The organism is Streptomyces sp. MAR4 CNX-425 (assembly GCF_048656465.1).
GTDB lineage: Bacteria > Actinomycetota > Actinomycetes > Streptomycetales > Streptomycetaceae > Streptomyces.
This window is the reverse complement of the sequence record NZ_JBMDLF010000001.1, coordinates 591767-617828: the sequence shown is the minus strand read 5'-3', so window position 1 is coordinate 617828 and position 26062 is coordinate 591767. Positions and strand designations below refer to the sequence as shown.

25 protein-coding genes are annotated in these 26062 nt (G+C 73.6%); 15 read left to right on the top strand and 10 right to left on the bottom strand.

The genetic code is table 11. The features are described from left to right. Positions 1-337: 337 nt before the first annotated feature. From ACHZ99_RS02705 to ACHZ99_RS02695, 3 genes are all read right to left on the bottom strand, one after another. Entirely contained in the window at positions 338-1105 is a 768-nt protein-coding gene (locus ACHZ99_RS02705; protein WP_420303187.1) for an adenosylcobinamide-GDP ribazoletransferase, read from the bottom strand. 223 nt (positions 1106-1328) lie between these two features. Then, positions 1329-2423: a nicotinate-nucleotide--dimethylbenzimidazole phosphoribosyltransferase gene (locus ACHZ99_RS02700; RefSeq protein WP_420302666.1), complete on the bottom strand. Its 1095-nt coding sequence runs from the start codon at positions 2421-2423 to the stop codon at positions 1329-1331. Positions 2424-2591: 168 nt separating this feature from the next. Continuing rightward, positions 2592-3818: a bifunctional adenosylcobinamide kinase/adenosylcobinamide-phosphate guanylyltransferase gene (locus ACHZ99_RS02695; protein ID WP_420302665.1), complete on the bottom strand. Its 1227-nt coding sequence runs from the start codon at positions 3816-3818 to the stop codon at positions 2592-2594. A gap of 105 nt (positions 3819-3923) precedes the next feature. On the opposite strand from ACHZ99_RS02695, the gene ACHZ99_RS02690 reads away from it, so the two are divergent. Next, a complete protein-coding gene (locus tag ACHZ99_RS02690; protein ID WP_420302664.1) occupies positions 3924-4139 on the top strand; it encodes a hypothetical protein in 216 nt (71 codons plus the stop codon). A 102-nt stretch (positions 4140-4241) separates the two neighbouring features. Here the strand turns inward: ACHZ99_RS02690 and ACHZ99_RS02685 are convergent, their stop codons facing one another. Beyond that, positions 4242-4841, bottom strand: a complete 600-nt coding sequence (locus tag ACHZ99_RS02685) for a DUF3043 domain-containing protein (RefSeq protein WP_420302663.1) — start codon at positions 4839-4841, stop codon at positions 4242-4244. Positions 4842-5114: 273 nt separating this feature from the next. On the opposite strand from ACHZ99_RS02685, the gene ACHZ99_RS02680 reads away from it, so the two are divergent. The 4 genes from ACHZ99_RS02680 to ACHZ99_RS02665 all read left to right on the top strand — a co-directional run bounded on the left by ACHZ99_RS02680 (position 5115) and on the right by ACHZ99_RS02665 (position 8619). Further along, on the top strand, positions 5115-5933 hold the full coding sequence (locus tag ACHZ99_RS02680; RefSeq protein ID WP_420302662.1) for a PspA/IM30 family protein: 819 nt from the start codon (positions 5115-5117) through the stop codon (positions 5931-5933). Between the two features lie 37 nt (positions 5934-5970). Beyond that, positions 5971-6249 (top strand): PspA-associated protein PspAA, encoded by a 279-nt coding sequence (gene pspAA, locus ACHZ99_RS02675; protein ID WP_420302661.1) that lies wholly within the window; start codon positions 5971-5973, stop codon positions 6247-6249. A 76-nt stretch (positions 6250-6325) separates the two neighbouring features. Further along, on the top strand, positions 6326-7894 hold the full coding sequence (locus ACHZ99_RS02670; protein WP_420302660.1) for a sensor histidine kinase: 1569 nt from the start codon (positions 6326-6328) through the stop codon (positions 7892-7894). A 2-nt stretch (positions 7895-7896) separates the two neighbouring features. Continuing rightward, complete coding sequence (locus ACHZ99_RS02665) at positions 7897-8619, top strand: response regulator (RefSeq protein WP_420302659.1); 723 nt, start codon at positions 7897-7899, stop codon at positions 8617-8619. A gap of 170 nt (positions 8620-8789) precedes the next feature. Here ACHZ99_RS02665 and ACHZ99_RS02660 read toward each other — a convergent pair whose 3' ends face one another. Continuing rightward, positions 8790-9665 carry a GNAT family N-acetyltransferase gene (locus tag ACHZ99_RS02660; protein WP_420302658.1) on the bottom strand — a complete coding sequence of 292 codons (876 nt, stop codon included), beginning with the start codon at positions 9663-9665 and terminating at the stop codon, positions 8790-8792. A 57-nt stretch (positions 9666-9722) separates the two neighbouring features. Beyond that, on the bottom strand, positions 9723-10907 hold the full coding sequence (nadA, locus tag ACHZ99_RS02655; protein WP_420302657.1) for a quinolinate synthase NadA: 1185 nt from the start codon (positions 10905-10907) through the stop codon (positions 9723-9725). A 286-nt stretch (positions 10908-11193) separates the two neighbouring features. Here nadA and ACHZ99_RS02650 point away from each other — a divergent pair, with 286 nt between their 5' ends. After that, positions 11194-11547: an iron-sulfur cluster assembly accessory protein gene (locus ACHZ99_RS02650; RefSeq protein ID WP_027753766.1), complete on the top strand. Its 354-nt coding sequence runs from the start codon at positions 11194-11196 to the stop codon at positions 11545-11547. Between the two features lie 137 nt (positions 11548-11684). Here the strand turns inward: ACHZ99_RS02650 and ACHZ99_RS02645 are convergent, their stop codons facing one another. Together ACHZ99_RS02645 and ACHZ99_RS02640 are read right to left on the bottom strand one after the other, a co-directional pair. Then, a complete protein-coding gene (locus ACHZ99_RS02645; RefSeq protein WP_420302656.1) occupies positions 11685-13385 on the bottom strand; it encodes a hypothetical protein in 1701 nt (566 codons plus the stop codon). Between the two features lie 95 nt (positions 13386-13480). Further along, the gene (locus ACHZ99_RS02640) at positions 13481-13732 is read right to left on the bottom strand and encodes a hypothetical protein (RefSeq protein ID WP_420302655.1); all 252 of its coding nucleotides are present in this window, start codon (positions 13730-13732) and stop codon (positions 13481-13483) included. Positions 13733-13878: 146 nt separating this feature from the next. Between ACHZ99_RS02640 and ACHZ99_RS02635 the strand changes: the two genes are divergently transcribed. Next, entirely contained in the window at positions 13879-14868 is a 990-nt protein-coding gene (locus tag ACHZ99_RS02635; RefSeq protein WP_420302654.1) for a carbohydrate kinase family protein, read from the top strand. A gap of 79 nt (positions 14869-14947) precedes the next feature. Here ACHZ99_RS02635 and ACHZ99_RS02630 read toward each other — a convergent pair whose 3' ends face one another. Further along, positions 14948-16363, bottom strand: coding sequence for a cysteine desulfurase/sulfurtransferase TusA family protein (locus ACHZ99_RS02630; RefSeq protein WP_420302653.1), 1416 nt, complete (start codon positions 16361-16363; stop codon positions 14948-14950). Positions 16364-16709: 346 nt separating this feature from the next. Between ACHZ99_RS02630 and coxB the strand changes: the two genes are divergently transcribed. The 4 genes from coxB (at position 16710) to ACHZ99_RS02610 (ending at position 21150) form a co-directional block, all read left to right on the top strand. After that, positions 16710-17633, top strand: a complete 924-nt coding sequence (gene coxB / locus ACHZ99_RS02625) for a cytochrome c oxidase subunit II (protein WP_420302652.1) — start codon at positions 16710-16712, stop codon at positions 17631-17633. Continuing rightward, entirely contained in the window at positions 17630-19387 is a 1758-nt protein-coding gene (gene ctaD / locus ACHZ99_RS02620) for a cytochrome c oxidase subunit I (protein ID WP_420302651.1), read from the top strand. Before coxB ends, ctaD begins: the two co-directional genes overlap by 4 nt. Next, complete coding sequence (locus ACHZ99_RS02615) at positions 19384-19782, top strand: cytochrome c oxidase subunit 4 (protein WP_420302650.1); 399 nt, start codon at positions 19384-19386, stop codon at positions 19780-19782. Before ctaD ends, ACHZ99_RS02615 begins: the two co-directional genes overlap by 4 nt. 114 nt (positions 19783-19896) lie before the next feature. Continuing rightward, entirely contained in the window at positions 19897-21150 is a 1254-nt protein-coding gene (locus tag ACHZ99_RS02610; RefSeq protein ID WP_420302649.1) for an Ig-like domain-containing protein, read from the top strand. A gap of 76 nt (positions 21151-21226) precedes the next feature. Here ACHZ99_RS02610 and ACHZ99_RS02605 read toward each other — a convergent pair whose 3' ends face one another. After that, positions 21227-21640 carry a hypothetical protein gene (locus ACHZ99_RS02605; protein ID WP_420302648.1) on the bottom strand — a complete coding sequence of 138 codons (414 nt, stop codon included), beginning with the start codon at positions 21638-21640 and terminating at the stop codon, positions 21227-21229. Positions 21641-21785: 145 nt separating this feature from the next. Between ACHZ99_RS02605 and ACHZ99_RS02600 the strand changes: the two genes are divergently transcribed. The 4 genes from ACHZ99_RS02600 (at position 21786) to ACHZ99_RS02585 (ending at position 25980) form a co-directional block, all read left to right on the top strand. Further along, complete coding sequence (locus tag ACHZ99_RS02600) at positions 21786-22406, top strand: cytochrome c oxidase subunit 3 (RefSeq protein ID WP_420302647.1); 621 nt, start codon at positions 21786-21788, stop codon at positions 22404-22406. A gap of 63 nt (positions 22407-22469) precedes the next feature. Beyond that, on the top strand, positions 22470-23282 hold the full coding sequence (locus ACHZ99_RS02595) for a c-type cytochrome (protein ID WP_420302646.1): 813 nt from the start codon (positions 22470-22472) through the stop codon (positions 23280-23282). Continuing rightward, complete coding sequence (locus ACHZ99_RS02590; protein WP_420302645.1) at positions 23279-24349, top strand: Rieske 2Fe-2S domain-containing protein; 1071 nt, start codon at positions 23279-23281, stop codon at positions 24347-24349. Before ACHZ99_RS02595 ends, ACHZ99_RS02590 begins: the two co-directional genes overlap by 4 nt. Then, positions 24346-25980: a cytochrome b gene (locus ACHZ99_RS02585; RefSeq protein ID WP_420302644.1), complete on the top strand. Its 1635-nt coding sequence runs from the start codon at positions 24346-24348 to the stop codon at positions 25978-25980. The genes ACHZ99_RS02590 and ACHZ99_RS02585 overlap by 4 nt, the downstream gene beginning before the upstream one ends. Positions 25981-26062: the final 82 nt, after the last annotated feature.

The following is a 26062-nucleotide window of genomic DNA, read 5'->3' as shown; positions in this document are numbered from 1 at the left end:
GGGGGTGTACGCCGCATCGTATGCGGTTCGGCCCCCGCCGGGGGCGGCGGGTTGACGGCGGGTTTCCCCGCGTACGGGCAGGTGGCGGGGACCCGCCGGTCGCCGCGGGCGCCGGCGGCGGGGCTGCCGGGGCCGGGCGCGCCAGGGGCCTGCGTGGGGTTGGGGCGCGGGGTGGCGCACGGGGGACGTGGGCTGTGCAGTCCGTGCAGGGGGATCCGTTCGGGCGGGATCCGAGGCGGCGGCGACTGAGCCTGTGTGCGGACGCCCGCTACGGGTCGCCGTGGGCGCCGTCGGGCGCGGGGCGTGGGGCTGTGCCCCGGTGGCGGGGCGGAGTCGCTCAGGCCGGGCCGAGGACGGCGGCGAGCAGCGCGGCGGTCGCGGCGGTCTCGGCCAGGGCGCCGAAGACGTCGCCGGTGACGCCGCCGAGGCGCCGTACGCAGTGGTGCCGCAGCAGCTCCGCGGCGGCCAGCGCGGCGGCGACCGCGAGGGCGGTGTGCAGCGCCGCGTAAGGGCCGGAGAGGAGACCGGCCGCCGCGGCGGGCACGGCGGTGGCGGCCGCCGCCACGGCCGCGGCCGTACGGCCGGACAGCACCCCCGCCACCGCCGCGCCGAGCCCCTCCGCCCGCGCCGGCGGGACCCCGGCGCGGGCGGCGAGGGCGAGCGCCGCGCGGGCGGCGACGGCGGCGGCGACGGCGGCGGTGGCGGCGCGGGCCGGGGCGTCGTCGTCGTACAGCTCGTACACCGCGGCGACCTGCCCGAGCAGCACCAGCAGCAGCGTGATCACGCCGAACGGGCCGATGTCCGAGCGCCGCATGACCCGCAGCGCCTCGGCGGCGGGCCGCCCGCTGCCGAGGCCGTCGGCGGTGTCGGCGAGCCCGTCGAGGTGGAGCCCGCGCGTCAGCGCGGCCGGCGCGGCGACGGTGCCCACGGCGGCGACGGCCGCCCCGGCGCCCGCGAGCAGCAGCAGCCCGCCGAGCCCGGCGGCGAGGCCGCCGACGACGAGCCCGGCGACGGGCGCGGCGAGCATCCCGCCGCGGGCGGCGCGCCGGTCCCAGCGGTGGACGCGCACGGGCAGCGCGGTGAGGGTCCCGAACGCGAACCGCAGCCCGGCGGCGAAGCCCCCGCTGGGAGCGGGGGCGGCGTCCCCGGGGTCCGGGGGAGTCGCCGGGTGCGGGGGGTCGGTGTCTTGGGTGGGGCCGCGTGGTTGCGGCCGGTCGGCCGTCGGGTCAGCGGACTCCGGACGCTCGGCCCCGCCGGGCGAATCGCCGTCGCCGCCGGGGCGACCCGCCCGGTCCGTGCCCCCGGGGTCCTCCCGCGGGGGCGACGGCTCAGGTGATGTCGTCAACCGCGTCCTCGGGCGGGCCGTCCCCCGGCCCGCCCCCGTGTTCCGGCAGGTCCGCCCACAGCTCGGCCGCCGCTTGCAGGAACGGCAGCGCCAGCAGCGCTCCCGTGCCCTCGCCCGCCGTGACCCCGTGGTCGAGCAGCGGGTCGATCGCGATGCGGTCCAGCGCCTTCTCCTGCGCCGGCTCCCCGCTCGCCTGGCCGGCGAGCCACCAGTCGGGCGCCCGGAACGCCACCCGCTGCGCGACCAGCGCCGCCGCGGCCGAGACGACGCCGTCGAGGACCACCGGGGTGCGCCGCACCGCCGCTTGCAGCAGGAAGCCGGTCATCGCCGTGAGGTCCGCGCCGCCGACCGTGGCGAGCAGCTGGAGCTGGTCGCCGAGCACCGGGCGGGCGCGGCGCAGCGCGTCGCGGATCGCCGCGCACTTGCGCATCCAGGCCAGGTCGTCGATGCCCGCGCCGCCGCGGCCGGTGACCACGGAGGCGTCGGTGCCGCAGAGGGCGGCGACGACCGCGCCGGCCGCCGTGGTGCCGCCGACGCTGAGGTCGCCGAGCAGCAGCAGGTCCGTACCGGAGTCGGCCTCCTCGTCCGCGACCGCCATCCCGGCCCGGAACGCCTCCTCGGCCTCCTCGGCGGTGAGCGCGTCCTCGACGTCGATACGGCCCGACCCGCGGCGTACGCGATGGCGGGTGACGTCCTTCGGCAGCGACTCCGGGTCGCAGTCGAGCGCCAGGTCCACGACCCGCAGGCCCGCGCCGAAGCGGCGGGCGAGGATCGCGCTCGCGCTGCGGCCGTCGAGCGCGGCGCGGGCCAGCGCCTCCGCGGTGCCCGCGGGGCGGCCGGAGACGTCCAGCCCGGCGACGCCGTGGTCGCCGGCGAAGAGCACCAGCCGCGGCTCGGCGATCGGCTTGGCCGGCACCCCGCCCTGCGCCGCCGCCAGCCACTCGCCGAGGTCGTCCAGGCGGCCGAGCGCGCCGGGGCGCGGGCCGTGGGTCGCCCGCCACTCCTCGGCGTCCCGGCGGACAGCCGTGTCGGGGCGGTCGATGTCGTTGATGAAGTCGTCCAGATTCAGGCCGCTCACGGGCGCAGGTTACCCGCCGGGCGCGCCGCCGGCTCCGCTGCCCCCGCGGATTCCCGCCCGGGCTGAAGAAGCCCCGGGCCCGCCTGCGCCCGAGGTGCGGCCGCCGCGCGGCCGCATCGCCCGGATACGCCCCGGTATCCGACGCCGCCGGGCGTACGGACCCGCCGGCTACCCGCGCAGCACCAGTACCTGGCCCGCGACCACCAGCAGCACCTGCTCGCACTCCGCCGCCACCGCCGCGTTCAGCCGGCCCAGCTCGTCGCGGAACAGCCGGCCCGCCGGGGTGGCCGGGACGACGCCCGAGCCGACCTCGTTGCTCACCGCGACCAGGGTGCGGCGCGTCGCCCGTACCGCCGCGACCAGCTCGTCGACCCGCGGCCGCACGTCGCCGCCCTCCCACGCCTTCGTCCCGTCCAGCGCGTCCGTCAGCCACAGCGACAGGCAGTCGACCAGCAGCGGCGGCCCGCCGGCCGCGGCGAGCAGCGGCACCAGGTCGCAGGTCTCGGTGGTCCGCCAGCCCGCCGGGCGGCGCTCGCGGTGGACCGCGACCCGGGCCGCCCACTCGGCGTCGCCGTCGCGGGTGCCCCCGGTGGCCGCGTACTCGACCTCCGGGAACGCCGCGAGCCGCCGCTCGGCCTCCACCGACTTGCCGGACCGGGCCCCGCCCAGCACCAGCGTGCGCCGCGGCACGACGGGCCGGTCCGGGCCGTGGCCCGCGACCAGGTGGTGCCCGTCGGGGACGGCCCGGGCCCCGGCGGCGGCGAGCCGGCGGTGCAACTCGGGCCCGGGCGGCGGGGTGGGCCCGGCGACGTCCGGGTGACCGCCGCGGCGGCCGGCGGCGAGATGGCCGCCGAGGTGCACGGCGACGACGTCGGTGGCGGCGGCGACGGCGCCGTGGGCGCGGAGCCGGGCGAGGGCGTCCGGCCGGCTGGCCACGTCGAGCAGCACCAGGTCGTACGGGTCCGCCGGCCCCACCGGCCCCGCCGGCGCGGCCCCCGGCGGCAGGTACAGCAGCCGCCGGCCGCCCGGCCCGGTGACCTCGTACCCCGTGCCGGGCGAGTCGACCGCGACCGCCCGCACCCGGTGCCCGCTGATCAGCGTCACCTCCTGCCCCTCCGGCGCCCGCGACGGCGCCGGCACCCCCGCCGGCGGCGCCACGGCCGGGCCGTCGTGCGGGTGGCTGAGCAGCACCTGCATGACGCCGGACAGCGTCCGCCCGGCGCGCGCCGCGGCGAGCGCGGCGCCCGGCGTCAGGTCGAGCAGCACGATGCCGTCCACCAGGACGGACGTCGCCGCGCGCGCCTCCGGCCCGACGGCGGCGGCGCACGCCGCGCACGGGCAGCCCGGGCGCGGCAGCCCGGCGGGCGCGCCGGTGCCGAGGAGGGTGATGTCCACGCCACGATCGTCTCGCGGGCGGCGGGGCCGCGCCCGGGCGGGTCCCCGCTTCGGCGCTCTCCGTTACGCTGCGAGCGCACTATCCGGCACGGGACGGAGGCAGGCATGGCAGCGTGGACCTGGCGGTTCGAAAAGGCCGACGGCACGGCGGCGACCCCCGCGGTGGAACCGGAGGACTTCACGACCCAGGGCGACGCCGAATCGTGGATCGGCGAGTTCTGGAAAGAGCTGCTGGAGGGCGGCGTCGAGCAGGTCACGCTGCTGGAGGACGGGGCCGAGGTCTACGGCCCGATGAGCCTGGAGGCGGCCGAGGGCGCGTAACGCCCGGCCCGCCGGCCGGTACGGCGGCACGCGGCTCCCGGGCGTACGCGGCGGACCCCCGCCCCGTACGCCCGCCGCCCGCGGGGCGGGGTCAGGGCCGCGTCAGGGCCGCTCGCCCCGCTTCACCTGCGGCTTCGGCAGCCGCATCCGGCGCAGCTGGAGCGTGCGCATGAGCGCGTAGGCCCGGGCGCCGCGGTGGCTCTCGTCCGGGAAGCGCTCCTTGAGCTGCTTCTTCACCCGCACGGTGATCGCGATCGAGTCGAAGACGATCAGCACGATCACGAACAGCCACAGCAGCAGCGAGATGTTCTTCAGGCCCGCGGACGGCGTCATGCTGAGCATGAGGATGACGATGGCCATGGGCAGGAAGAACTCCGCCACGCACCACCGCGAGTCCACGTAGTCACGCACGAACTTGCGCACCGGGCCCTTGTCCCGGTTGGGCAGATACCGCTCGTTGCCCGAGGCCAGGGCCTCGCGCTGGCGGGCCATGTCGGCCCGGCGGGTCTCCCGCGCGCGCTTGGCCGCCTCCTTGCGCGTCACCGGCGTCTTGGCCAGCGCGCGGCGCTGCGCCTGCGACTCGCTGCGCTTGGGCGTGGGCCTGCCCTTGGGCGCCTCGGCGGGGCGCACCTGCTTCGTCTCCACCGCGTCGCTCACGTCGGCGTCGGTGGACTGGTCATCCTTGGAACGGCTTCCGAACACAGGCTCAAGAATAGGGGCAGTCGGGTGTACGCCCCAGAGCCCCGGGGAACGATCCGGCAACGGCGTGCGTGTCACTACCTGTGGGGGCACGTGAACGGACAGCCCCTACGGCCGTCTACTCCCTGGGCGGGAGGGCGGACCCCCGGCGGTTCGTCCTGCAGGAGGAGCGCATTGGCGCCCAGGCAGTGCGGTAATGGAAGCAGGGCCCGTACTGTGGGTTCTGCAGAGTATGTGCCGAGGCTGAAGTCCGTCAGAAGGGGGCGCGCGAGGCCCATGAGCGGTGTCATGAAGCGGATGGGGATGATCTTCCGCGCGAAGGCCAACAAGGCCCTGGACCGGGCCGAGGACCCGCGCGAGACCCTCGACTACTCGTACCAGAAGCAGCTGGAGCTGCTGCAGAAGGTGCGCCGGGGTGTCGCCGACGTGGCGACGTCGCGCAAGCGCCTGGAGTTGCAGCTCGGCCAGCTGCAGAACCAGTCCGCCAAGCTGGAGGACCAGGGCAAGAAGGCCCTCGCCCTCGGCCGCGAGGACCTGGCGCGCGAGGCGCTGTCCCGCAAGGCGGCGCTGCACCAGCAGGTCACCGACCTGGAGACGCAGCACCAGACCCTCCAGAGCGAGGAGGAGAAGCTCACCCTCGCCGCCCAGCGGCTCCAGGCCAAGGTGGACGCCTTCCGGACGAAGAAGGAGACCATCAAGGCGACGTACACGGCGGCGCAGGCGCAGACCCGTATCGGCGAGGCGTTCTCCGGCATCTCCGAGGAGATGGGCGACGTCGGCCTGGCCGTGCAGCGGGCCGAGGACCGCACCGCGCAGATGCAGGCGCGGGCCGGCGCGATCGACGAGCTGCTGGCCTCCGGCGCGCTGGACGACCCGACGGGGATGGCGCAGGACGACATCTCCGCCGAGCTGGACCGGCTCTCCGGCGGCGCGGACGTCGAGCTGGAGCTGCAGCGCATGAAGGCCGAGCTGGCCGGCGGCCCCGCCGAGCAGCAGCAGGCGATCGAGGGCGGCCAGCAGGGCGCGCAGCCGCCGCAGCAGCAGGCCCCGCAGACGCAGCAGCCGCAGGACACCCCGCGGTTCGACAAGCAGTGACCGCCCCTCGACGGGCTCGGAAGAACGGGAGAGAACCGTGATCGTACGGATCATGGGGGAGGGTCAGGTGAAGCTGGACGACGGCCACTTCGCCGAGCTCAACAAGCTGGACGACGAGCTGCTCGCCGAGATGGAGAGCGGCGACGAGGCCGGCTTCCGGCGTACGCTCGGCGCCCTGCTGGACGCCGTCCGCTCGATGGGCGCCCCGCTCCCGGACGACTCGCTGGAGCCGTCCGAGCTGATCCTCCCGGCGCCCGACGCCTCCCTGGAGGAGGTCCGGGACATGCTCAGCGACGACGGCCTCATCCCCAGCTGAGCCCACGCACGCCTCGGCCGCTCTTCGCCCCGGTCGCCCGGACCGGGGCCGGCCCTCCTCTGCAAGCACCGCTGCCGTGACCCCACTAGCCGCTCTGCCCCGCTGGCTGCGGGCGCACCCCCGCGCGGCCGACGCCCTGCTGGCGGCGGTCGTACTGGCCGTGATCCTCGTCAGCGCCGTCTACCCCGACCGCGAGGCGAGCGCGCCGCCGCCGGCCGACCTCGGCCCCGCCGAGGTCGTGCTGGCGACCGCCGCCAGTGCCGCCCTCGTCCTGCGGCGGCGCGCCCCCTGGGCGGTGCTCGCCGGCACCATGGCGCTGACGATCGCGCACGTCATCGCCTCCGCGGGCGACCCGCGCTCGCCGATCGCGCTGAGCGTCGTGGTCGCGCTCTACACCGTCGCCGCGCGCACCGACCGCCACACCACCTGGCGGATCGCGCTGCTCACCATCGGGGTGCTGACGTTCGCGGTGATGCTCTTCGGCGACCGCCCCTGGTACGCGGACGAGAACCTCGGGATCTTCGCCTGGACCGGGATGGCCGCGGGCGTCGGCGATGCCGTGCGCAGCCGCCGGGCGGTGGTCGCCGCCATCAGCGAGCGCGCGGAGCGGGCCGAGCGGACCCGCGAGGAGGAGGCGCGGCGGCGGGTCGCGGAGGAGCGGGTACGGATCGCGCGCGAACTGCACGACGTCGTCGCGCACCACATCGCGCTGGTCAACGTGCAGGCCGGGGTGGCGTCGCACGTGATGGAGAGCCGCCCGGACCAGGCGAAGGAGGCCCTGGCGCACGTACGCGACGCCGGCCGCACCGCGCTGGAGGAGCTGCGCACCACCGTCGGGCTGCTGCGCCAGTCCGGCGACCCGCACGCGCCCACCGAGCCGGCGCCGGGGCTGGCGATGCTTGCCGAGCTGGTGGAGGGGTTCGTACGGGCCGGAACGCCGGTGTCGGTGGAGGTCGCCTCGGAGCTGGGCCCGCGCCGGTCGGCGGTGACCACGCGGGTGGAGCGGGCGGCCGAGGTGGTCGGCGCGCTGCCGGCGGCGGTGGACCTGGCGGCGTACCGGGTGTTGCAGGAGGCGCTGACGAACGTGCGCAAGCACGCGGGCCCGGGCGCGGCGGCGGTGGTGAGCCTGTCCCGGGAGGCGACCGGGCTGGAGGTCACGGTCCGGGACGACGGCAGGGGCGCGGAGTCCGGCGGTGGCCGGGACGGGGCCGGGGAGGCCGGGGGCGGCGACGGGACCGAACGGGCCGACGAGACCGGCCGATCCGGGCCGGCCGGCCGGTCCGCCCGGACCGGCGGGACCGGCCGGACCGGCGCGGCGGACGCGGCCGGCGCGGCCGCCGGGGACGCCGCCCCCGACGGGGACGCCGCCCCCGACGGGGACGCCGGGGGCGAGCGCCCGGGCGGGCTCGGGCTCGTCGGCATGCGGGAGCGCGCCGCCGCGCTGGGCGGCTTGTGCGAGGCGGGCGGGCGCGCGGACGGCCGGGAGGGCTTCGAGGTCCGGGTACGGTTGCCGCTGCCGGTGGCCGGCGACGCGGACGCGGGCCGCCGGTCCGCCGGTACGGGCGCGGCCACCGGACCGGGGTCGGCGGCGTCCCGGGCCCGGGGCTGCCCGGGCCGGCGGCCCGGCGAGGCGATCAAGGAGTAGGGGTGAGCGATGTCCCGCCGCCGCGGGCGCGGCCGATCCGGGTGGTGCTGGCGGACGACCACGCGCTGATGCGCAGCGCGTTCCGGGTGCTGGTCGACTCCGAGCCGGACATGCAGGTCGTCGGCGAGGCGGGCGACGGCGCGGAGGCGGTGAGGCTCGTCCGTGAGGAGGGCGCGGACCTGGTGCTCATGGACATCCGGATGCCCGGCACCGACGGACTCAGCGCCACCCGGACGATCTCCGGTGACGACAGCCTGCGCCACGTGCGGGTGGTGATCCTGACGACCTTCGAGGTCGACGACTACGTGATCGAGGCGCTGCGCGCCGGCGCGTCCGGCTTCCTCGGCAAGGGCGCCGAGCCGGACGAGCTGCTGGCCGCGATCCGGGTGGCCGCGGACGGCGAGGCCCTGCTGTCGCCGGCGGCGACGAAGGGCCTGATCGACCGCTTTCTGGCGGGCGCCGACGACCCGGCGGACGGCACGGCCGACGACACCGGCCGGCCGCCGGCGGCGGAGCGGCTCCGCGCGCTGACGGGCCGGGAGCGCGAGGTGCTCGGCCTGGTCGCGCGCGGGCTGGCCAACGACGAGATCGCCGGCCGGTTGGAGGTCAGCCCGCTGACGGTGAAAACCCACGTCAACCGCACCATGGCCAAGCTCGGCGCCCGCGACCGCGCCCAGCTGGTGGTGCTGGCCTACGAGTCGGGCCTGGTCCGCCCGGGCAGCTAGGGCCTGTCGTTCGGATCTTCGCCGGGCTCGCGACGCCTGGCACTGCACCTCGCGGCGTTGTCGTCGGTCGACGACGCTCCGCGTCGCCTCCCTCCTCCGCCTTGCGATGCACAGCACCATCCGCCGCTCCCTGATCCGACAAGATCCAAACGACAGGCCCTAGGCCGTCGCTACAGCAGCAGGCCCGACGGGAGGTAGGGCGCCGGCGGGCGCATGCCCCGTACGCAGACGTAACCCCGCGTCGTCAGTTCCAGCCCCGCCGCCAGCCCCACGTCCACCGCCCACTCCTGCTCGGCCGTCAGGCGCCCGACCTCCGCCGTCGCCCCCGGGGCGAGGCTCAGCAGCGCCGCCGTCAGCAGCCGCGCCGCGATCCGCCGCGACGTCGCCGCCAGCAGCTCCACCCGGCCGTCGCGCAGGTACGCGTACCCGCTGCCCGCGAGGTCGTCGGCGACGATGGACCGGCAGTGCCGCAGCAGCTCGGTGTGGTCCGGGCCGTGGGCGCCGCCGCGCAGCCTGCGGTCCACGGAGTCCATGAGGTCCCGCTGCCCCGGCCCGCCCTCGACGACCGCGCCGGTGGGCGGTTCGAGGCCGGCGTGGTCGACGGTGCCGCGCAGCCGCATGGCGGGGTGCAGCGTGAACCCCGCGGCGCGGTAGGCGCGGGCGGCGTGCGGGTGGCGGGAGGCGCAGATGAGGCCGCGCAGGCAGCCCTGCCCGTACGCGAGCGTGCGCGCCAGCAGCGCCCTGCCGACCCCCTTGCCCTGCGCCTCCGGGACGACGACCAGCAGCGCAAGACCCCAGGTGCCCTCGCGCCGGGTGGACAGCGCCGCGCCCATCGGCTGTCCCGAGTCGTCCAGGGCCAGCCAGCAGCCGCCGGGGTCGGTGCGCGCCAGGTGCCGGACGACGCTGCGGAGGAGGATCGCGCGGTTCTCGTCCGGCTCCTCCGGCGCGTCGCCCTTGGCGGCGTCGGAGGCGGCGAAGCCCGTGTCGCTGACGAGGCGTACGGCCTCGGCGTCGTCCTTCGAGTCGCGGACCTGGCGCAGGATCATGAGGTCAATCCTCGGCCCTGCGCCGGGACCGCGTCACCCCCGTACCCGCGCGGGGCGTCAGGGCAGCGCCAGCATCCGCTCCAGCGCCCGCTTGGCGAAGTGCTCCGTCTCCTTGTCGACTTCGATGCGGTTGACCACCTTGCCGTCCGCCAGCGACTCCAGCGCCCAGACCAGGTGGGGCAGGTCGATGCGGTTCATGGTGGAGCAGAAGCAGACCGTGCGGTCGAGGAAGACGATCTCCTTGTCGGGGTGCCGCTTCGCCAGCCGCCGGACGAGGTTCAGCTCCGTGCCGACGGCCCACTTCGAGCCGGCCGGGGCCGCGTCCAGGGCCCTGATGATGTGCTCGGTGGAGCCGACCTGGTCGGCGGCGGCGACCACCTCGTGCTTGCACTCGGGGTGGACCAGCACGTTCACCCCGGGGATGCGCTCGCGCACCTCCTCGACCGAGTCGAGGGAGAAGCGGCCGTGTACGGAGCAGTGGCCGCGCCACAGGATCATCTTCGCGGCGCGCAGCTGGTCGGCGGTCAGGCCGCCGTCGGGCCGGTGCGGGTTGTAGACGACGCAGTCGTCGGGGGTGAGGCCCAGGTCGCGTACCGCGGTGTTGCGGCCGAGGTGCTGGTCGGGGAGGAACAGGACCTTGCCGGCCCCGTCCGCGCGCTGCGCGAACGCCCAGTTCAGCGCGCGCTCGGCGTTGGAGGAGGTGCATATGGTGCCGCCGTGCCGGCCGGTGAACGCCTTGATGTCCGCGGAGGAGTTCATGTACGACACGGGGACGGTGGCGTCCGCCACCCCGGCCTCGGTCAGCACGTCCCAGCACTCGGCGACCTGCTCGGCGGTGGCCATGTCGGCCATGGAGCAGCCGGCGGCCAGGTCGGGCAGGACGACGGCCTGCGCGTCGGAGGTGAGGATGTCCGCGGACTCGGCCATGAAGTGCACGCCGCAGAAGACGACGTACTCCGCCTCGGGGCGGGCCGCGGCCTGCTGCGCGAGCTTGAACGAGTCGCCGGTGACGTCGGCGAACTGGATGACCTCGTCGCGCTGGTAGTGGTGGCCGAGGACGAAGGCCCGCTCGCCCAGCCGTTCGCGGGCCGCGCGGGCGCGTTCGACGAGCCCGGGGTCGGAGGGGGCGGGCAGGTCGCCGGGACAGTCGACGCCGCGTTCGCTGGCGGGGTCCGCCTCCCGCCCGAGGAGCAGCAGGGCGAGGGGCGTGGGGGTCACATCAAGGTCCTGGGCGGTGGTCACAGCGCACTCCACCCTTTCTCTTCGGCTCTCGGCGGGCTGCCGTCGCATCCGTTTTCGTCATATTGACGTTATTAATCATAACCCCTTCGCGTCAGGCTGACGATGGTCCTCGCGTCAATGTGACGAATGCCGCCGTGCGCCTGCCCGGTGGGCGGGCGGATGACCCGAAGTGGTGGCGTATGCGAGCATGAATGGAGCAAGAAAGCGCGCGCCCGGCCGGAATGAATCGGGAGCGCGGCCGGTTGGACTCGATCGGCAAGCAGTCCACAACCCGGGAGACATGCGAATGACCGTTCAGGGCGAGACCACCGCAGTCGACGGCATTATTCTGTCCGACGCCGCTGCGGCGAAGGTCAAGAGCCTGCTGGAGCAGGAGGGCCAGCCGGACCTCAAGCTCCGCGTCGCCGTTCAGCCCGGAGGCTGCTCCGGCCTGCGCTACCAGCTCTTCTTCGACGACCGTGACCTCGACGGCGACGTCGTCAAGGACTTCGGCGGCGTCTCGGTCGTGACCGACCGGATGAGCGCTCCGTATCTGGGCGGCGCGTCCATCGACTTCGTCGACACGATCGAGAAGCAGGGCTTCACGATCGACAACCCGAACGCCACCGGCTCCTGCGCCTGCGGCGACTCCTTCAGCTGACCCGGGGCCGAGGCGCCCGCCCGGAGCGCGCGGGCCACGGCCCCCATCGGCGACCGGCATGAGGAAGGCGGCGGAAACCCCCACGGTTCCGCCGCCTTCCGCTTGTGCGGGCGCTGCGCCCGGCCGGCAGGTTTCTGCTACTTTGCCGCCACCCTGTCCCCGGTGCCCGCGTCCACGACCTTCCGGCCGTTGAGCGGGGCGGACAGCTCGACCTTCTCCGTGAAGCGCTTCGCGATCTTGATGCAGACCTGGCCCGGCTCCTTCTCCACGCCGGTGACGCGGACCGTCACCGTGCCGCCCGACTCCTCGGCGGACGCCGCGTAGTCGGTGCACACGCCGCCCCAGAAGTGCAGCTTCAGGGTGCGCCCGTCCACCGAGTACGACTCGACGCCCACGGCCGTCCCCGCCGCGCCGCCGCCCTCCGGCCGATCGGCCGGCGCCGAGGCCGGCGGCTGCGCCGGCTCCGCGGGTTCCGCGGGCTCCACCTGGCCGGGCGAGCCCGGCTCGGCACCGCCGCCGGGGCCGCCGCCGAAGCCGAAGCCGCTGCCGGGGGCGCTGTCGGAGCCGCCGTCCGTGCCCGGCTCGGCGTCCGGGGCGGGCGCCGTCGGGGCGGGCTCGGGGGCCGTCGGCGTGTCCGGGCCGGCGGTGGTGACGTACTCCGGTGCGACGGCCAGCTGCGGCCACACGATCGTGCCGGGCTTCCCGCCGTGGAACGGGGTGGGGGAGTCCCCCGTCACCTCGAAGAGCCACGACGGCACCAGCGTCAGGCGCCCCTGGACCGACTGCGCGGAGAGCCCGAACTCGGCGCCGCGCACCGTGGTCGGCTCCAGCTTGCCGATGCACGGGTCCACCTTGCCGACCAGCGGCCGGCCCGGTCCCGTGCCCTTCTCGTACGGCACCGCCGAGGCGCACGCCGGCGCCACCGCGAGCTTCTCGCGGGTGCCGCCGGGCTTGTTCAGCTCCGTCAGCGCCGCGTCCGCGGTGATCACCGGGTACGTGTGCCCCGCGGCCGGCTCGACCAGGTAGCCGTTGCCGCCGCTCACCTGCCCGTCGCCGCCGATCTGCAGGGACGTCCGCCAGCCCGCCGTCGGCAGCCCGTCGACGACCGGCTCCGCGGTCACCGTCCGTACGGCCCCGAACGGCTCCGCCGACGCCACCTCGGCGTCCTGCTGCCCCACCGCCGCGAGCACCGGCTCCGCGGTCTCCTCGGCCGCGGACTCCGGCACCGGGTCGCCCCGCAGCTCCGCCGGCGGGGTGGCGGCCTGCACGCACTCGACGCCCGCCGGGCCCTCCGTCTTCTCCGGCGGCGGATCGCAGGGGACGGCCCGGTGCCGCTGGTACGTCCAGGCGCCCGGCGCCTCCGGCTGCACCTCCAGCAGCGGGCCCTGCCCGTCGCGCGCGACGCCGACGCGCCAGCGGCCGCCCTCCTGCCGGGGCTCGCCCGACAGGCCCAGCGCCTCCGCGAGCCGGGCCACGTCGGCGGCCTCGACGCGGCCCTCCGACGCGTACACCGGTGCCTCGTCCGGCCCCTCGGGCAGCTCACCGGCCAGCCGCAGGGGCGTGCCGCCGGCCGCGCCCGCGGGCTCCATCGCGAGCCCGTCCAGGCGCAGCGGGGGCGGCTCCTCGCCGGAGCCGTCCGAGGCCGCGCCGCCGCCCGTCCGGTCCGCCACGTACGCGACCCCGCCGCCGGTCAGCATCACCGCGACCGCGACGGCGACGGCGGCCAGCGCCCCCGGGCGCCGCCGGCCCTCGGGGCCGTCGGGGTCGCCCGGGTCGTCGGTGTGCGCATGCGCGGGTTCGGGCTCGGGCCCGGGTCCCGGGGGGTGCTCGGTGCTCACCGTTCGGCTCCTTCGTCTTCGGATGCCGATGGGACGCCGGTCACCCGCATCCGGTTCCCACCCGGAGCCGACCGGGCGGAACGGTCAGGCGCCGCTCAGTCGCCGTACTCGGACATCCCGCGGAGCAGGTCCGCGGACGTCGTCGGCACCATGATCCGCGCCAGGCCGCGCACCGTGGCGTCCGGCACGTGTCCCGCGGAGGCCCGCGCGTGCCCGGACCAGTGCGGCGCCATCCGGGCACAGTCGGTGCGCAGCTCGGCCAGGCCGCCGTCCAGCTCCAGCGGGGCGGTGCCCCCGAAGGCCGGCGGCGGGAGGGGGGTGGCGGAGGCCCGCATGTCCTTCTGCATGTCTCGACCGTACGCATCCCCGGCGACGAGGGGTAAGACCTACTATCAGGTAGTTTTGGCCGGGTCGAACCACTCGGGTGGCGGACGTTCAGCCGGTAGCGTGAGTAGCACCCGCGTTTCCCGCCCCGCCTACAGGAGCGTACGCCGTGCATATTGCCGTTTCCGGCTCGATCGCGACCGACCACCTCATGACCTTCCCCGGTCGGTTCTCCGAGCAGTTGGTCGCGGACCAGCTGCATACCGTCTCGCTGTCGTTCCTCGTCGACAAACTGGACGTCCGGCGCGGCGGAGTCGGGCCAAACATCTGCTTCGGCATGGGCCAGCTGGGCGCCCGGCCGATCCTCGTCGGCGCGGCCGGCGCCGACTTCGCCGAGTACCGCGACTGGCTGGAGCGGCACGGGGTCGACACCGGCTCCGTACGCATCTCCGAGGTGCTGCACACCGCGCGCTTCGTCGTCACCACCGACGCCGACCACAACCAGATCGGCTCCTTCTACACCGGCGCGATGAGCGAGGCCCGGCTGATCGAGCTGAAGACCGTCTCCGACCGCGTCGGCGGGCTCGACCTCGTCTCCATCGGCGCCGACGACCCCGAGGCGATGCTGCGCCACACGGAGGAGTGCCGCAGCCGCGGCATCCCCTTCGGCGCGGACTTCTCCCAGCAGATCGCCCGCATGGAGGGCGACGGCATCCGGACCCTCACCGAGGGCGCCGCGTACCTCTTCTCCAACGAGTACGAGAAGGGGCTGATCGAGTCCAAGACCGGCTGGACCGACGCGGAGGTGCTCGCCCGCGTCGGCACCCGGGTGACCACCCTCGGCGCCCGCGGCGTGCGCATCGACCGGGCCGGCGAGGAGCCGATCCTCGTCGGCTGCCCGGACGAGGAGCGCAAGGCCGACCCCACCGGCGTCGGCGACGGCTTCCGGGCCGGCTTCCTGTCCGGGCTCAGCTGGGGCGTGGGCCTGGAGCGGGCGGCGCAGCTCGGCTGCATGCTGGCGACGCTGGTCATCGAGACGGTGGGCCCGCAGGAGTACGAGCTGCGCCGCAGCAACTTCGTCGAGCGGTTCACCAAGGCGTACGGCGAGGAGGCCGCCGCCGAGGTGCAGCACCACCTGCCGGAGAGCGTGCAGGACTAGGGGACGCCCGGACGGCGCGGGCGCCCGGCACACGTACGGCCGGGCGCCCGCCCGCGGGGGACGCGGGCGGCGGCCCGCGTCAGCGCGTACGCCGCACCCGGTAGCCCGTGCCGCCCGCCGCCGGCTCCTCGCCCACGTACTCCTGCCCGCGCATCTCGCACCACGCCGGGATGTCCAGCCGCGCCGCCTCGTCGTCCGACAGCACCAGCACCGTGCCGCCCACCGGCACCCGGTCGAAGACCTTCGCCAGCTCGATGACGGGGATCGGGCAGCGCCGCCCGAGCGCGTCGACGACCGTCTCCCCGGCCGCCGGCGACGGCTGCGCCCCCGGCGCCGTCTGCGCCTCCTGCGCCGCGCCGCCGCCCGCGGGCGCGCCCAGCTCCGCCCGCGCCCCCGCCACCGCCTCCGGCAGCGCCCGCAGGAAGCCCTCCACGTCCTCGCCCGTCGTCCCCGGCGGCAGCGACACCCGCACGTTGCCCTCCGACAGCACCCCCATGGCCTTCAGCACATGGCTCGGCGTCAGCGTGCTCGACGTGCACGACGAGCCGGACGAGACCGAGAACCCCGCCCGGTCCAGCGCGTGCAGCAGCGCCTCCCCGTCCACGTACAGACAGGAGAAGGTCACCAGGTGCGGCAGCCGGCGCTGTGGATCCCCGGCCACCTCCACGTCCGCCACCGTCTCCGGCACCCGCGCCCGGATCCGGCCGACCAGCTCCCGCAGCCGGGCGTCCTCGGCCGCCGCCTCCGCGCGCACCGCGCGCAGCGACGCCGCCGTGGCGACGATCGCCGGGATGTTCTCGAACCCGGGGGCGCGGCCCGACTCCCGCTCGTCCGCCGGGCCCGGCGGCGCGAAGCGCGTGCCCTTGCGCACCGCGAGCAGCCCCACCCCGGGCGGGCCGCCCCACTTGTGCGCGCTCGCCGCCAGCAGTGACCACGGCCCGTCGACCCGCCGCCAGCCCAGCGTCTGCGCCGCGTCCACCAGCAGCGGCACCCCGGCGGCCCGGCACTCCTCGGCGGCCTCGGCGACCGGCTGCTCGGTGCCCACCTCGTGATTGGCGGACTGCAGACAGGCCAGCGCGGTGTCGTCGCGCAGCGCCGCGGCGTACGCGCCCGGCGCCACCCGGCCGCCGCGGTCGACCGGCACGTACGTCACCTCGCCGCCCCCGGTGCGGTGGGCCTCGGCCGAATGGAGCACGGCGGAGTGCTCCACCGCTGACACGATCAGGTGCCGGCCGGTGCGGCGCCGCCCGGCGAGCGCCCCGGCGATCCCGTCGTGCACGGCGCGCGTACCCGAGGTCGTGAACACCAACTCGTCCGGGCGGCAGCCGGCCAGCTCCGCCGTCGTCTCGCGCGCGGCGTCCAGCAGCAGCCGCGCCCGGCGGCCCTCCCGGTACAGCCGGGCGGGGTCGGCCCAGCCCTCGTCGAGCGCGGCGAGCAGCGCCTGCCGGGCGATCGGGTGAAGCGGGGCGGACGACGCGGCGTCGAAGTACGGCACCCGACCACGCTAACCCCTGGTCCACGCGCCGGGGCCGCCGCCGGCGGCGGCCGTGCGCGTCCCCGGCGGGCTCCGGGCGGCGGCCCGACGTGGGACCGCCGGGACCGAGTTGACCGGCGTCACCACCCCATCGGAAGTCGCCCGGCGCGCCAGGGCACCCTCCCCGAGCGACCCCAAATGGCGTCCAGTAGGGTTTGGTCCGCGTAAACATCCAAACCTGCTGCCCGCGCGCCCGATGGGACCGTGGGCGAGACTCTCGGGAAGGCGCTACGTGAGTCACAACGGCTCCGACCTCCCCCGCGGCCACAAGGCAGCCGCGGGAGGTACCCGCTCGCCGCGGCGCACGATGCGGCGAAGGCTGCCGCAGGCGCTGGCCGCGGGCCTGGTCCTGGTCACCCTCTCCGGTTGCACCTCCGAGGACTTCCCCCGCCTGGGCATGCCCTCGCCGACCACGGAGGAGGCGCCGCGCATCCTCTCCCTCTGGCAGGGCTCCTGGGCGGCCGCGCTTGCCGTCGGCGTCCTGGTGTGGGGACTGATCCTGTGGAGCGTCATCTTCCACCGCCGCTCCAGGACCAAGGTCGAGGTCCCGGCCCAGGTCCGGTACAACCTGCCCATCGAGGCGCTGTACACGGTCGTCCCGCTCATCGTCGTGGCGGTGTTCTTCTACTTCACCGCGCGCGACGAGAGCAAGCTGCTGGAGACCTCCGAGAAGCCGGACCACGTGATCAACGTGGTGGGTTACCAATGGAGCTGGGGCTTCAACTACCTGGAGAACGTGGACGGCGACGCCGCCACGCCGGGGAAGCGGCCCAAGGAGCTGGACGCCATCGCGGACCGGGCCTACAAGGCCGTACCGAAGGGCGCCGAGGGCGTCTACGACTACGGCGTGCCGGCCAGCGTGAACGAGGACACCGGCAACCCGGGCCCCACGCTGGTCCTGCCCAAGGGCGAGACGGTCCAGTTCGTGCTGACCTCCCGGGACGTCAACCACTCGTTCTGGGTGGTGCCGTTCCTGATGAAGATGGACATCATCGCGGGCAAGACGAACGTCTTCGAGGTGACCCCCAACAAGGAGGGCACCTTCATGGGCAAGTGCGCCGAGCTGTGCGGCACGGACCACTCGCGGATGCTCTTCAACGTGAAGGTGGTCTCCCCCCAGGAGTACCGCCAGCATCTGCAGGAGCTGGCCGCCAAGGGCCAGACCGGGGCGATCCCGGCGGGCATCGCCCAGACCGACGCCGCTAGGAATGCGGAGACCAACGAGCAATGAGCATCCTCAACGAACCCCGGGGTGCGGCGACCGCGGGCACAGACGCAGACGAAGACGTGTACGAGAACGAGGTGCCCGCGCGACGCCGCGAGCCGGGCAACGTCGTGGTGAAGTGGATGACGACCACTGACCACAAGACGATCGGCACGCTCTATCTGGTCACCTCGTTCGTCTTCTTCATCTTCGGCGGCATCCTGGCGCTGTTCATGCGCGCCGAGCTGGCCCGGCCGGGCACGCAGGTGATGAGCAACGAGCAGTTCAACCAGGCGTTCACGATGCACGGCACGATCATGCTGCTGATGTTCGCGACGCCGCTGTTCGCCGGCTTCGCGAACTGGATCATGCCGCTGCAGATCGGCGCGCCGGACGTGGCGTTCCCGCGGCTGAACATGTTCGCGTACTGGCTGTACCTCTTCGGGTCGCTGATCGCGGTCGCCGGCTTCATCACGCCGCAGGGCGCGGCCGACTTCGGCTGGTTCGCGTACACGCCGCTGTCGAACGAGGTGCGCTCGCCGGGCGTCGGCGCCGACATGTGGATCATGGGCCTGGCGCTCTCCGGCTTCGGCACGATCCTCGGCTCGGTCAACTTCATCACGACCATCATCTGCATGCGGGCGCCCGGCCTGACGATGTTCCGCATGCCGATCTTCACCTGGAACGTGCTGCTCACCGGTGTGCTGGTGCTGCTCGCCTTCCCGGTGCTGGCCGCCGCGCTGTTCGCGCTGGAGGCGGACCGAAAACTCGGGTCGCACATCTTCGATCCGGCCAACGGCGGTGCGCTCCTGTGGCAACACCTCTTCTGGTTCTTCGGCCATCCAGAGGTGTACATCATCGCGCTGCCGTTCTTCGGCATCATCTCCGAGGTCATCCCGGTCTTCAGCCGCAAGCCGATGTTCGGCTACATCGGCCTGGTGGCCGCCACGATCTCCATCGCCGGCCTGTCCGTGACCGTGTGGGCGCACCACATGTACGTGACCGGAGGCGTGCTCCTACCGTTCTTCGCGTTCATGACGATGCTGATCGCGGTGCCCACAGGAGTGAAGTTCTTCAACTGGATCGGCACGATGTGGAAGGGATCACTGAGTTTCGAAACACCGATGCTCTGGTCCATCGGCTTCCTGGTGACGTTCACGTTCGGCGGTCTGACCGGTGTCATCCTGGCCTCGCCGCCGCTGGACTTCCACGTGTCCGACTCCTACTTCGTGGTGGCCCACTTCCACTACGTGGTCTTCGGCACCGTCGTCTTCGCGATGTTCGCCGGCTTCCACTTCTGGTGGCCCAAGTTCACCGGCAAGATGCTGGACGAGACCCTCGGGAAGATCACCTTCTGGACGCTGTTCATCGGCTTCCACGGCACCTTCCTGGTGCAGCACTGGCTGGGTGCGGAGGGCATGCCCCGGCGGTACGCGGACTACCTCGACGCCGACGGCTTCACCGCCCTGAACACCTTCTCGACGATCAGCTCGTTCCTGCTCGGCATGTCGATGCTGCCGTTCTTCTACAACGTGTGGAAGACCGCGAAGTACGGCAAGAAGGTCAAGGTCGACGACCCGTGGGGCTACGGCCGCTCGCTGGAGTGGGCCACGTCCTGCCCGCCGCCACGGCACAACTTCACCTCGCTGCCGCGCATCCGGTCCGAATCGCCGGCCTTCGACCTGCACCATCCCGAGTTCGCGGCGGCCGAGGTCGGCGGCCACGGACACGGTGCCGGTGACAAGACGCTCGTCGGCGGCGGCGAAGGGGAAGCGAAGTGAAGATCCAGGGCCACATGTTCGGCATCCTCGCCGCCTTCATCCTGATCACGGCGATCGTCTACGGCTACTGGTCGAAGGAGCCGGTCGGCACCACCGCGCTGTTCCTGGCCTTCGCCCTGACCGCGATGATCGGGTACTACCTGGTCTTCACGGCCCGCCGGGTCGACACCGGGGCGCAGGACAACAAGGAGGCGGAGGTCGCCGACGACGCCGGCGAGCTGGGCTTCTTCAGCCCGCACAGCTGGCAGCCGCTGTCGCTGGGCATCGGCGGGGCGCTCGCCTTCCTCGGCATCGTCCTCGACTGGTGGCTGCTGTACTTCTCCATTCCGGTGATTCTGGTCGGCATCTACGGCTGGGTCTTCGAGTACTACCGCGGGGTGGACCAGAACCAGTAGCGCACTACAGCACAGCTCCGCCGAGGGGGCCGCGGCACGCCGAACGGGTGCCGCGGCCCCCTCGTACGGCCCACACGCCGTGCGCCGGACGGGACGGCTGCCTAGCGTGTGATCATGAGCCAGACGCCCCACCGCCGCACCGCGGTCAGCTGTTCCCTGCTGTTGGTCGCCCTCGCCCCGGGCCTCGCCGCCTGCGGCACCGACGGGCATCCGCTCGCCGCGGAGCCCGGCGAGCCGGCCGGACCGATCACGCTGACCGGCCTGGGCGGCGACACCCGGCTCGCCGACCCGGCGAAGGATCTGGAGGTGACCGCCGAGGGCCAGGCGCGCATCACCGACGTCACCGCCGTGGACGAGAACGGCCGGTACGTACGCGGCCGGCTGTCCGCCGACGGCCACACCTGGCGCAGCACCGTGCCGCTGGCCGCCCGCTCCCGCTACACCGTCGACGTCAGTACGGAGAACGACGACGGCGCGCCCGGCCGCAAGCGGCTGACGTACCGCACCTCGGCGGCGAAGGCCAAGAAGCCGATGAAGGTGGAGCTGGGCCCGGAGAAGGGCACCTACGGCGTCGGCCAGCCGCTCACGGTGGAGCTCAGCCGCGCGGTGCGGACCCAGCCGGAACGGGCCGTCGTCGAGCGCGGGCTGAAGGTCTCCTCCACCCCGCGGGTCGACGGCTCCTGGTACTGGGTCGACGACAAGAAGCTGCACTACCGGCCCCGGCAGTACTGGCCCGCGGGCGCCCGGGTGCGGCTGGAGAGCCGGCTGGAGGGCGTGAAGGTGCGCGAGGGCGTCTACGCGGGCGCCGCGAAGCCGGTCGAGCTGAGGATCGGCGACCGCATCGAGGCGGTCACCGACGCCGCCGCCCACGAGATGACCGTCTACCGCAACGGCGAGCAGATCAACAGCATGCCGGTCACCACCGGCAAGGCGGGCTTCGAGACCCGCAACGGCAAGAAGGTGGTGCTGGAGAAGCAGTCACTGGTCCGGATGACCGGCGCCAGCATCGGCGTCGGCGGCACCAGCGAGGACTACGACCTCCAGGTGTCCTACGCGACCCGGGTCACCTGGAGCGGCGAGTACGTGCACGCCGCCCCCTGGTCCGTCGGCTCCCAGGGCGCCGCCAACGTCAGCCACGGCTGCACCGGCATGAGCACCGACGACGCCGCGTGGTTCTACAAGACCGTACGCCCCGGCGACATCGTGGAGGTCGTCAACAGCTACGGCGAGGACATGGCCCCGTTCGGCAACGGCTACGGCGACTGGAACCTGTCCTGGGCCGAGTGGCGGAAGGGCAGCGCCCTCACGCCCGGCGCGGGCGACGGGGGCGGCCCGGCCGACGCCAACCGCCTGCGGCCCGCGGTCTGAGCCCGGCACGTACGCGCGCGGGGTGCGCGGGGTGTACGCGCCGGCCCGTCCGCCCCCGGCCCGCGGCGCGCGGCGCTCAGGCGCCGACCGCGAGCCGCGTGCGCAGCACGCCGGCCAGGCCGTCGGCGAGCGCCGCCGGGTCCACCGGATGCGCCACGGTGGCCTCCGCGCGGCTCCAGGTGGCCAGCCAGGCGTCCTGCGGGCGGCCGATGAGCAGCAGCACCGGCGGGCACTGGAAGATCTCGTCCTTGATCTGCCGGCACACGCCCATGCCGCCGGCGGGCACCGCCTCGCCGTCCAGCACGCAGGCGTCGATGCCGCCGCGCTCCAGCTCCTCCAACACCGCGGGGAGCGTGGCGCACTCGACGTACTCCACCGGTGGCAGATCGGCCGCCGACCGGTGGCCGGCGGCGAGCCGGACCTGCTCGCGCGTGTTCGCGTCGTCGCTGTAGACCAGCACGTTGACCGGTGCTGCGGCCGTCGACTGCATCGTTCCTCCGGTGGTTCTCGGGCACCGCTCTCACCGCGGATGCTACTCCGCCCGGGGGTCGGCGGGGCAGTCCAGGGCCTCCCGGCAGTGCTTGACACTCCGAACGGCACCCCCCGGAGTGAGGCGGGGATAAGGGACCGACATAATGTCGGACGTGGCGACAGCAACAGCAGTAGAGACCGGGCACGCGCACCCGTCGGTCAACCGGCCGAACCTCACCAGCGTCGGAACCATCATCTGGCTGAGTTCCGAGCTGATGTTCTTCGCGGCCCTCTTCGCGATGTACTTCACCCTGCGGTCGGTGATGGGTGCGGACTACTGGAAGGAGCACGCCGATGTCCTGAACTTCCCGTTCGCGCTCGGCAACACCACGATCCTGGTGCTCTCTTCCCTCACCTGCCAGCTCGGCGTGTTCGCCGCCGAGCGCGGGGACGTGAAGAAGCTGCGGATGTGGTTCACGGTCACCTTCGTGATGGGTGCCGTCTTCATCGGCGGGCAGGTCACCGAGTACGTGGAGCTGGTGGAGCACGAGGGCATCTCGATCTCCTCCGACCCGTACGGCTCGGCGTTCTACCTGACCACCGGCTTCCACGGCCTGCACGTGACGGGCGGCCTGATCGCCTTCCTGCTGGTCCTGGGGCGCACGTACGCGGCCAGACGCTTCACGCACCAGCAGGCGACCGCGGCGATCGTGGTGTCCTACTACTGGCACTTCGTCGACGTGGTCTGGATCGGCCTCTTCGCCACGATCTACATGATCAAGTAACCGGCCGGGGAGCCGGCACCGAGAAGCACACCGACGCTGAAGATCCTGATACCGGGGTAATCCGTGAAAAAGCTCTCCGCACGACGGCGCCATCCGCTGGCGGCGCTCGTCGTCCTACTCATCGCGCTGGCGGCCACCGGGGGGCTGTACGCCACTTTCGCGCCCACGGGCAAGGCGCAGGCCGATGAGACCAGTGCACAGTCCCTCGCCGTCGAAGAGGGGCAGAAGCTCTTCCGGGTCGGCTGCGCCAGCTGCCACGGCACCGGGGGGCAGGGCTCCAGCGACGGCCCCAGCCTCGTCGGCGTCGGCGCGGCGGCGGTGGACTTCCAGGTCTCCACGGGCCGGATGCCCCTGCAGCAGCAGGGCGCCCAGGCGCCGAAGAAGCCGGCCGTCTACACCCAGAAGGAGATCGACCAGCTCGCCGCGTACGTCGCCTCCCTGGCCCCCGGTCCGGCGGTGCCCGAGGAGAGCCAGTACGACCCGGCGGGCGGCGACGTCGCCCGCGGCGGCGACCTGTTCCGTACGAACTGCGCGCAGTGCCACAACTTCACCGGCAAGGGCGGCGCCCTGACGGACGGCAAGTACGCGCCGAGCCTCGACGGCGTCGACCCGAAGCACATGTACGAGGCCATGGTGACCGGCCCGCAGAACATGCCGGCCTTCCCCGACAAGCTGCTGACGTCCCAGGACAAGCAGGACATCATCGCCTACCTCGACGAGGTCGGCGGCGAAGAGGCCGAGTCGCCCGGCGGGTTCGGCCTCGGCGGCCTCGGACCCGTCAGCGAGGGTCTGTTCGCCTGGGTCTTCGGGCTCGGAGCGCTCGTCGTGCTGACGATCTGGATCACCGCCCGGAGTGCAAAGGCCAGGAAGTCATGAGTAGCCAGGCTGGATCTGAGAACGAGAACAACGGCGACAACCTGCCGAGTCTCCACAAGGAGGGCGAGGGCGGGGTCGCGGTCGAGGAGCGCGACCCGTTCGCCAACCCCGGCCTGCCGCCGCACGAGCCGCGCAAGCAGGACATCGACGAGCGGGCCGCCAAGCGCTCCGAGCGCACGGTGTCGCTGCTGTTCACGGTGTCGATGCTGGCGACCGTCGGCTTCATCGCGTCGTTCGTCGCCATCGACGTCGACGAGATCGTCTACATCTTCCCGCTGGGCCACATCAGCGCGCTGAACTTCGCGCTCGGCGTCACCCTCGGCCTCGCGCTGTTCTGCATCGGCGCCGGCGCCATCCACTGGTCGCGCACGCTGATGTCGGACGTGGAGGTCGTCCAGGAGCGGCACCCGATCGAGGCCACGGAAGAGACCAAGGCCATCACGAAGGCCGAGTGGCGGCAGGGCACCGAGGAATCCGCGATCGGCAGCCGCAAGATCATCCGGCGCACCCTGCTCGGCGCGCTCACGCTGGTGCCGCTCAGCGGCATCGTGCTGCTGCGCGACCTCGGCCCGCTGCCGGGCACCAAGCTCCGCCACACCCTGTGGGGCAAGGGCAAGCTGCTCGTCAACATGAACACCGACGAGCCGCTGCGCCCCTCCGACATCACCATCGGCTCGCTGGCCTTCGCCAAGCCCGAGGGGCTGGAGGAGAGCGACCACGACTTCAACAAGGAAATCGCCAAGGCGGCCCTGATGCTCGTCCGGATCCATCCGGGTGACATCAAGGACCCGCGGTCGGCGTCCTGGGGGCACGAGGGCATCCTGGCCTACTCCAAGATCTGCACGCACGTCGGCTGCCCCGTCAGCCTGTACGAGCAGCAGACGCACCACGTGCTGTGCCCGTGCCACCAGTCGACGTTCGACCTGTCCGACGGCGCGCGGGTGCTCTTCGGCCCGGCGGGGCACCCCCTGCCGCAGCTGAAGATCGCCGTCAACGACGAGGGCTACCTCTACGCGCTCGGTGACTTCGACGAGCCGGTCGGCCCGAGCTTCTGGGAGCGCGGATGAGCACCACCACGACAGACACCCGCCGCAACCCGCCGGGCCGGGGCGAGCGGGTCGCCGACTGGGCCGACGGCCGGCTGGGCCTGCACGCCGCCGGCCGGAAGAACCTCCGCAAGATCTTCCCGGACCACTGGTCGTTCATGCTCGGCGAGATCTGCATGTACACCTTCCTGATCGTGCTGCTGACCGGCGTGTACCTGACGCTGTTCTTCAAGCCGAGCATGGCGGAGATGACGTACCACGGCTCGTACGCGCCCATGAACGGCGTGCGCATGACCGAGGCGTACGCCTCCACCCTGGACATCAGCTTCGACGTCCGCGGCGGTCTGCTCATCCGGCAGATCCACCACTGGTCCGCGCTGATCTTCATCGCCGGCATGGCGACGCACATGATGCGCGTCTTCTTCACCGGCGCGTTCCGCAAGCCGCGCGAGGTCAACTGGCTCTTCGGCTTCACCCTGCTGGTCCTCGGCTGCATCGCCGGCTTCACCGGCTACTCGCTGCCCGACGACCTGCTCTCCGGCACCGGCGTCCGGTTCATGGAGGGCGCGACGCTGGCCACCCCGGTGATCGGCACCTACCTGGCGTTCTTCCTGTGGGGCGGTGAGTTCCCCGGGACGGACATCATTCCGAGATTCTTCGCCGTGCACGTGCTCCTGGTGCCGGGAATCATGCTGGGGCTCTTCGTGCTCCACCTGATCCTGGTCTTCTACCACAAGCACACCCAGTACGCGGGCGCCGGCAAGACCAACGACAACGTCGCGGGCATGCCCTTCATGCCGGTCTACGTGGCGAAGGCGGGCGGGTTCTTCTTCCTCGTCTTCGGCGTGATCACGGTGATCGCGGGGATGTTCACCATCAACCCGGTCTGGGATCTCGGACCCTACCGACCAGACCTGGTCTCCACCGGAGCCCAACCGGACTGGTACATGGGCTGGACCGAGGGGCTGATCCGGTTCATGCCGGGCTGGGAGTGGGTCATCCCGGGCGGGTACACGATCAACTTCGGGGTGTTCATCCCGCTGATGATCGTGGGCGTCGTCCCGATCGCGATGATGGTCTACCCGTTCTTCGAGTCCTGGGTCACCGGCGACCGCCGCGAGCACCACATCCTGGACCGCCCGCGCAACGTCCCGACCCGGACCGCGTTTGGCGTCGCCTGGCTGACCTGGGTCTTCGTGCTGCTGATGGCCGGCGGCAACGACCTGTGGGCCACGCACTTCCACCTGTCGATCAACTCGATCACCTGGTTCGTGCGGATCTCCTTCTTCGTCGGCCCGGTGCTCGCCTTCTGGATCACCCGGCGCATCTGCCTCGGGCTCCAGCGGCGGGACCGCGAGAAGGTCCTGCACGGCCGGGAGACGGGCATCATCAAGCGGCTGCCGCACGGCGAGTTCACCGAGGTGCACGAGCCGCTGCCGCAGGAGGAGCTGCACAAGCTCACCGCGCACGAGCAGTACGCCCCGCTGGAGCTCGGCCCGACGGTCGACGACAACGGCGTGGTGCGCAAGCAGAGCCCGGTGCAGAAGCTGCGGGCCCGGCTGTCGCAGGGCTACTTCGGCGAGGCCGGCCAGATCCCGAAGCCGACCCGGCGCGAGTACGAGGAGATCACCAGCGGCCACGGGCACCACTGACCCGTACGCCGCCCGGCGGATCGCCGGCGAGGGCCCCCGTCCAGGAATCGGACGGGGGCCCTTCGGCGTACCCTGCCCCCGA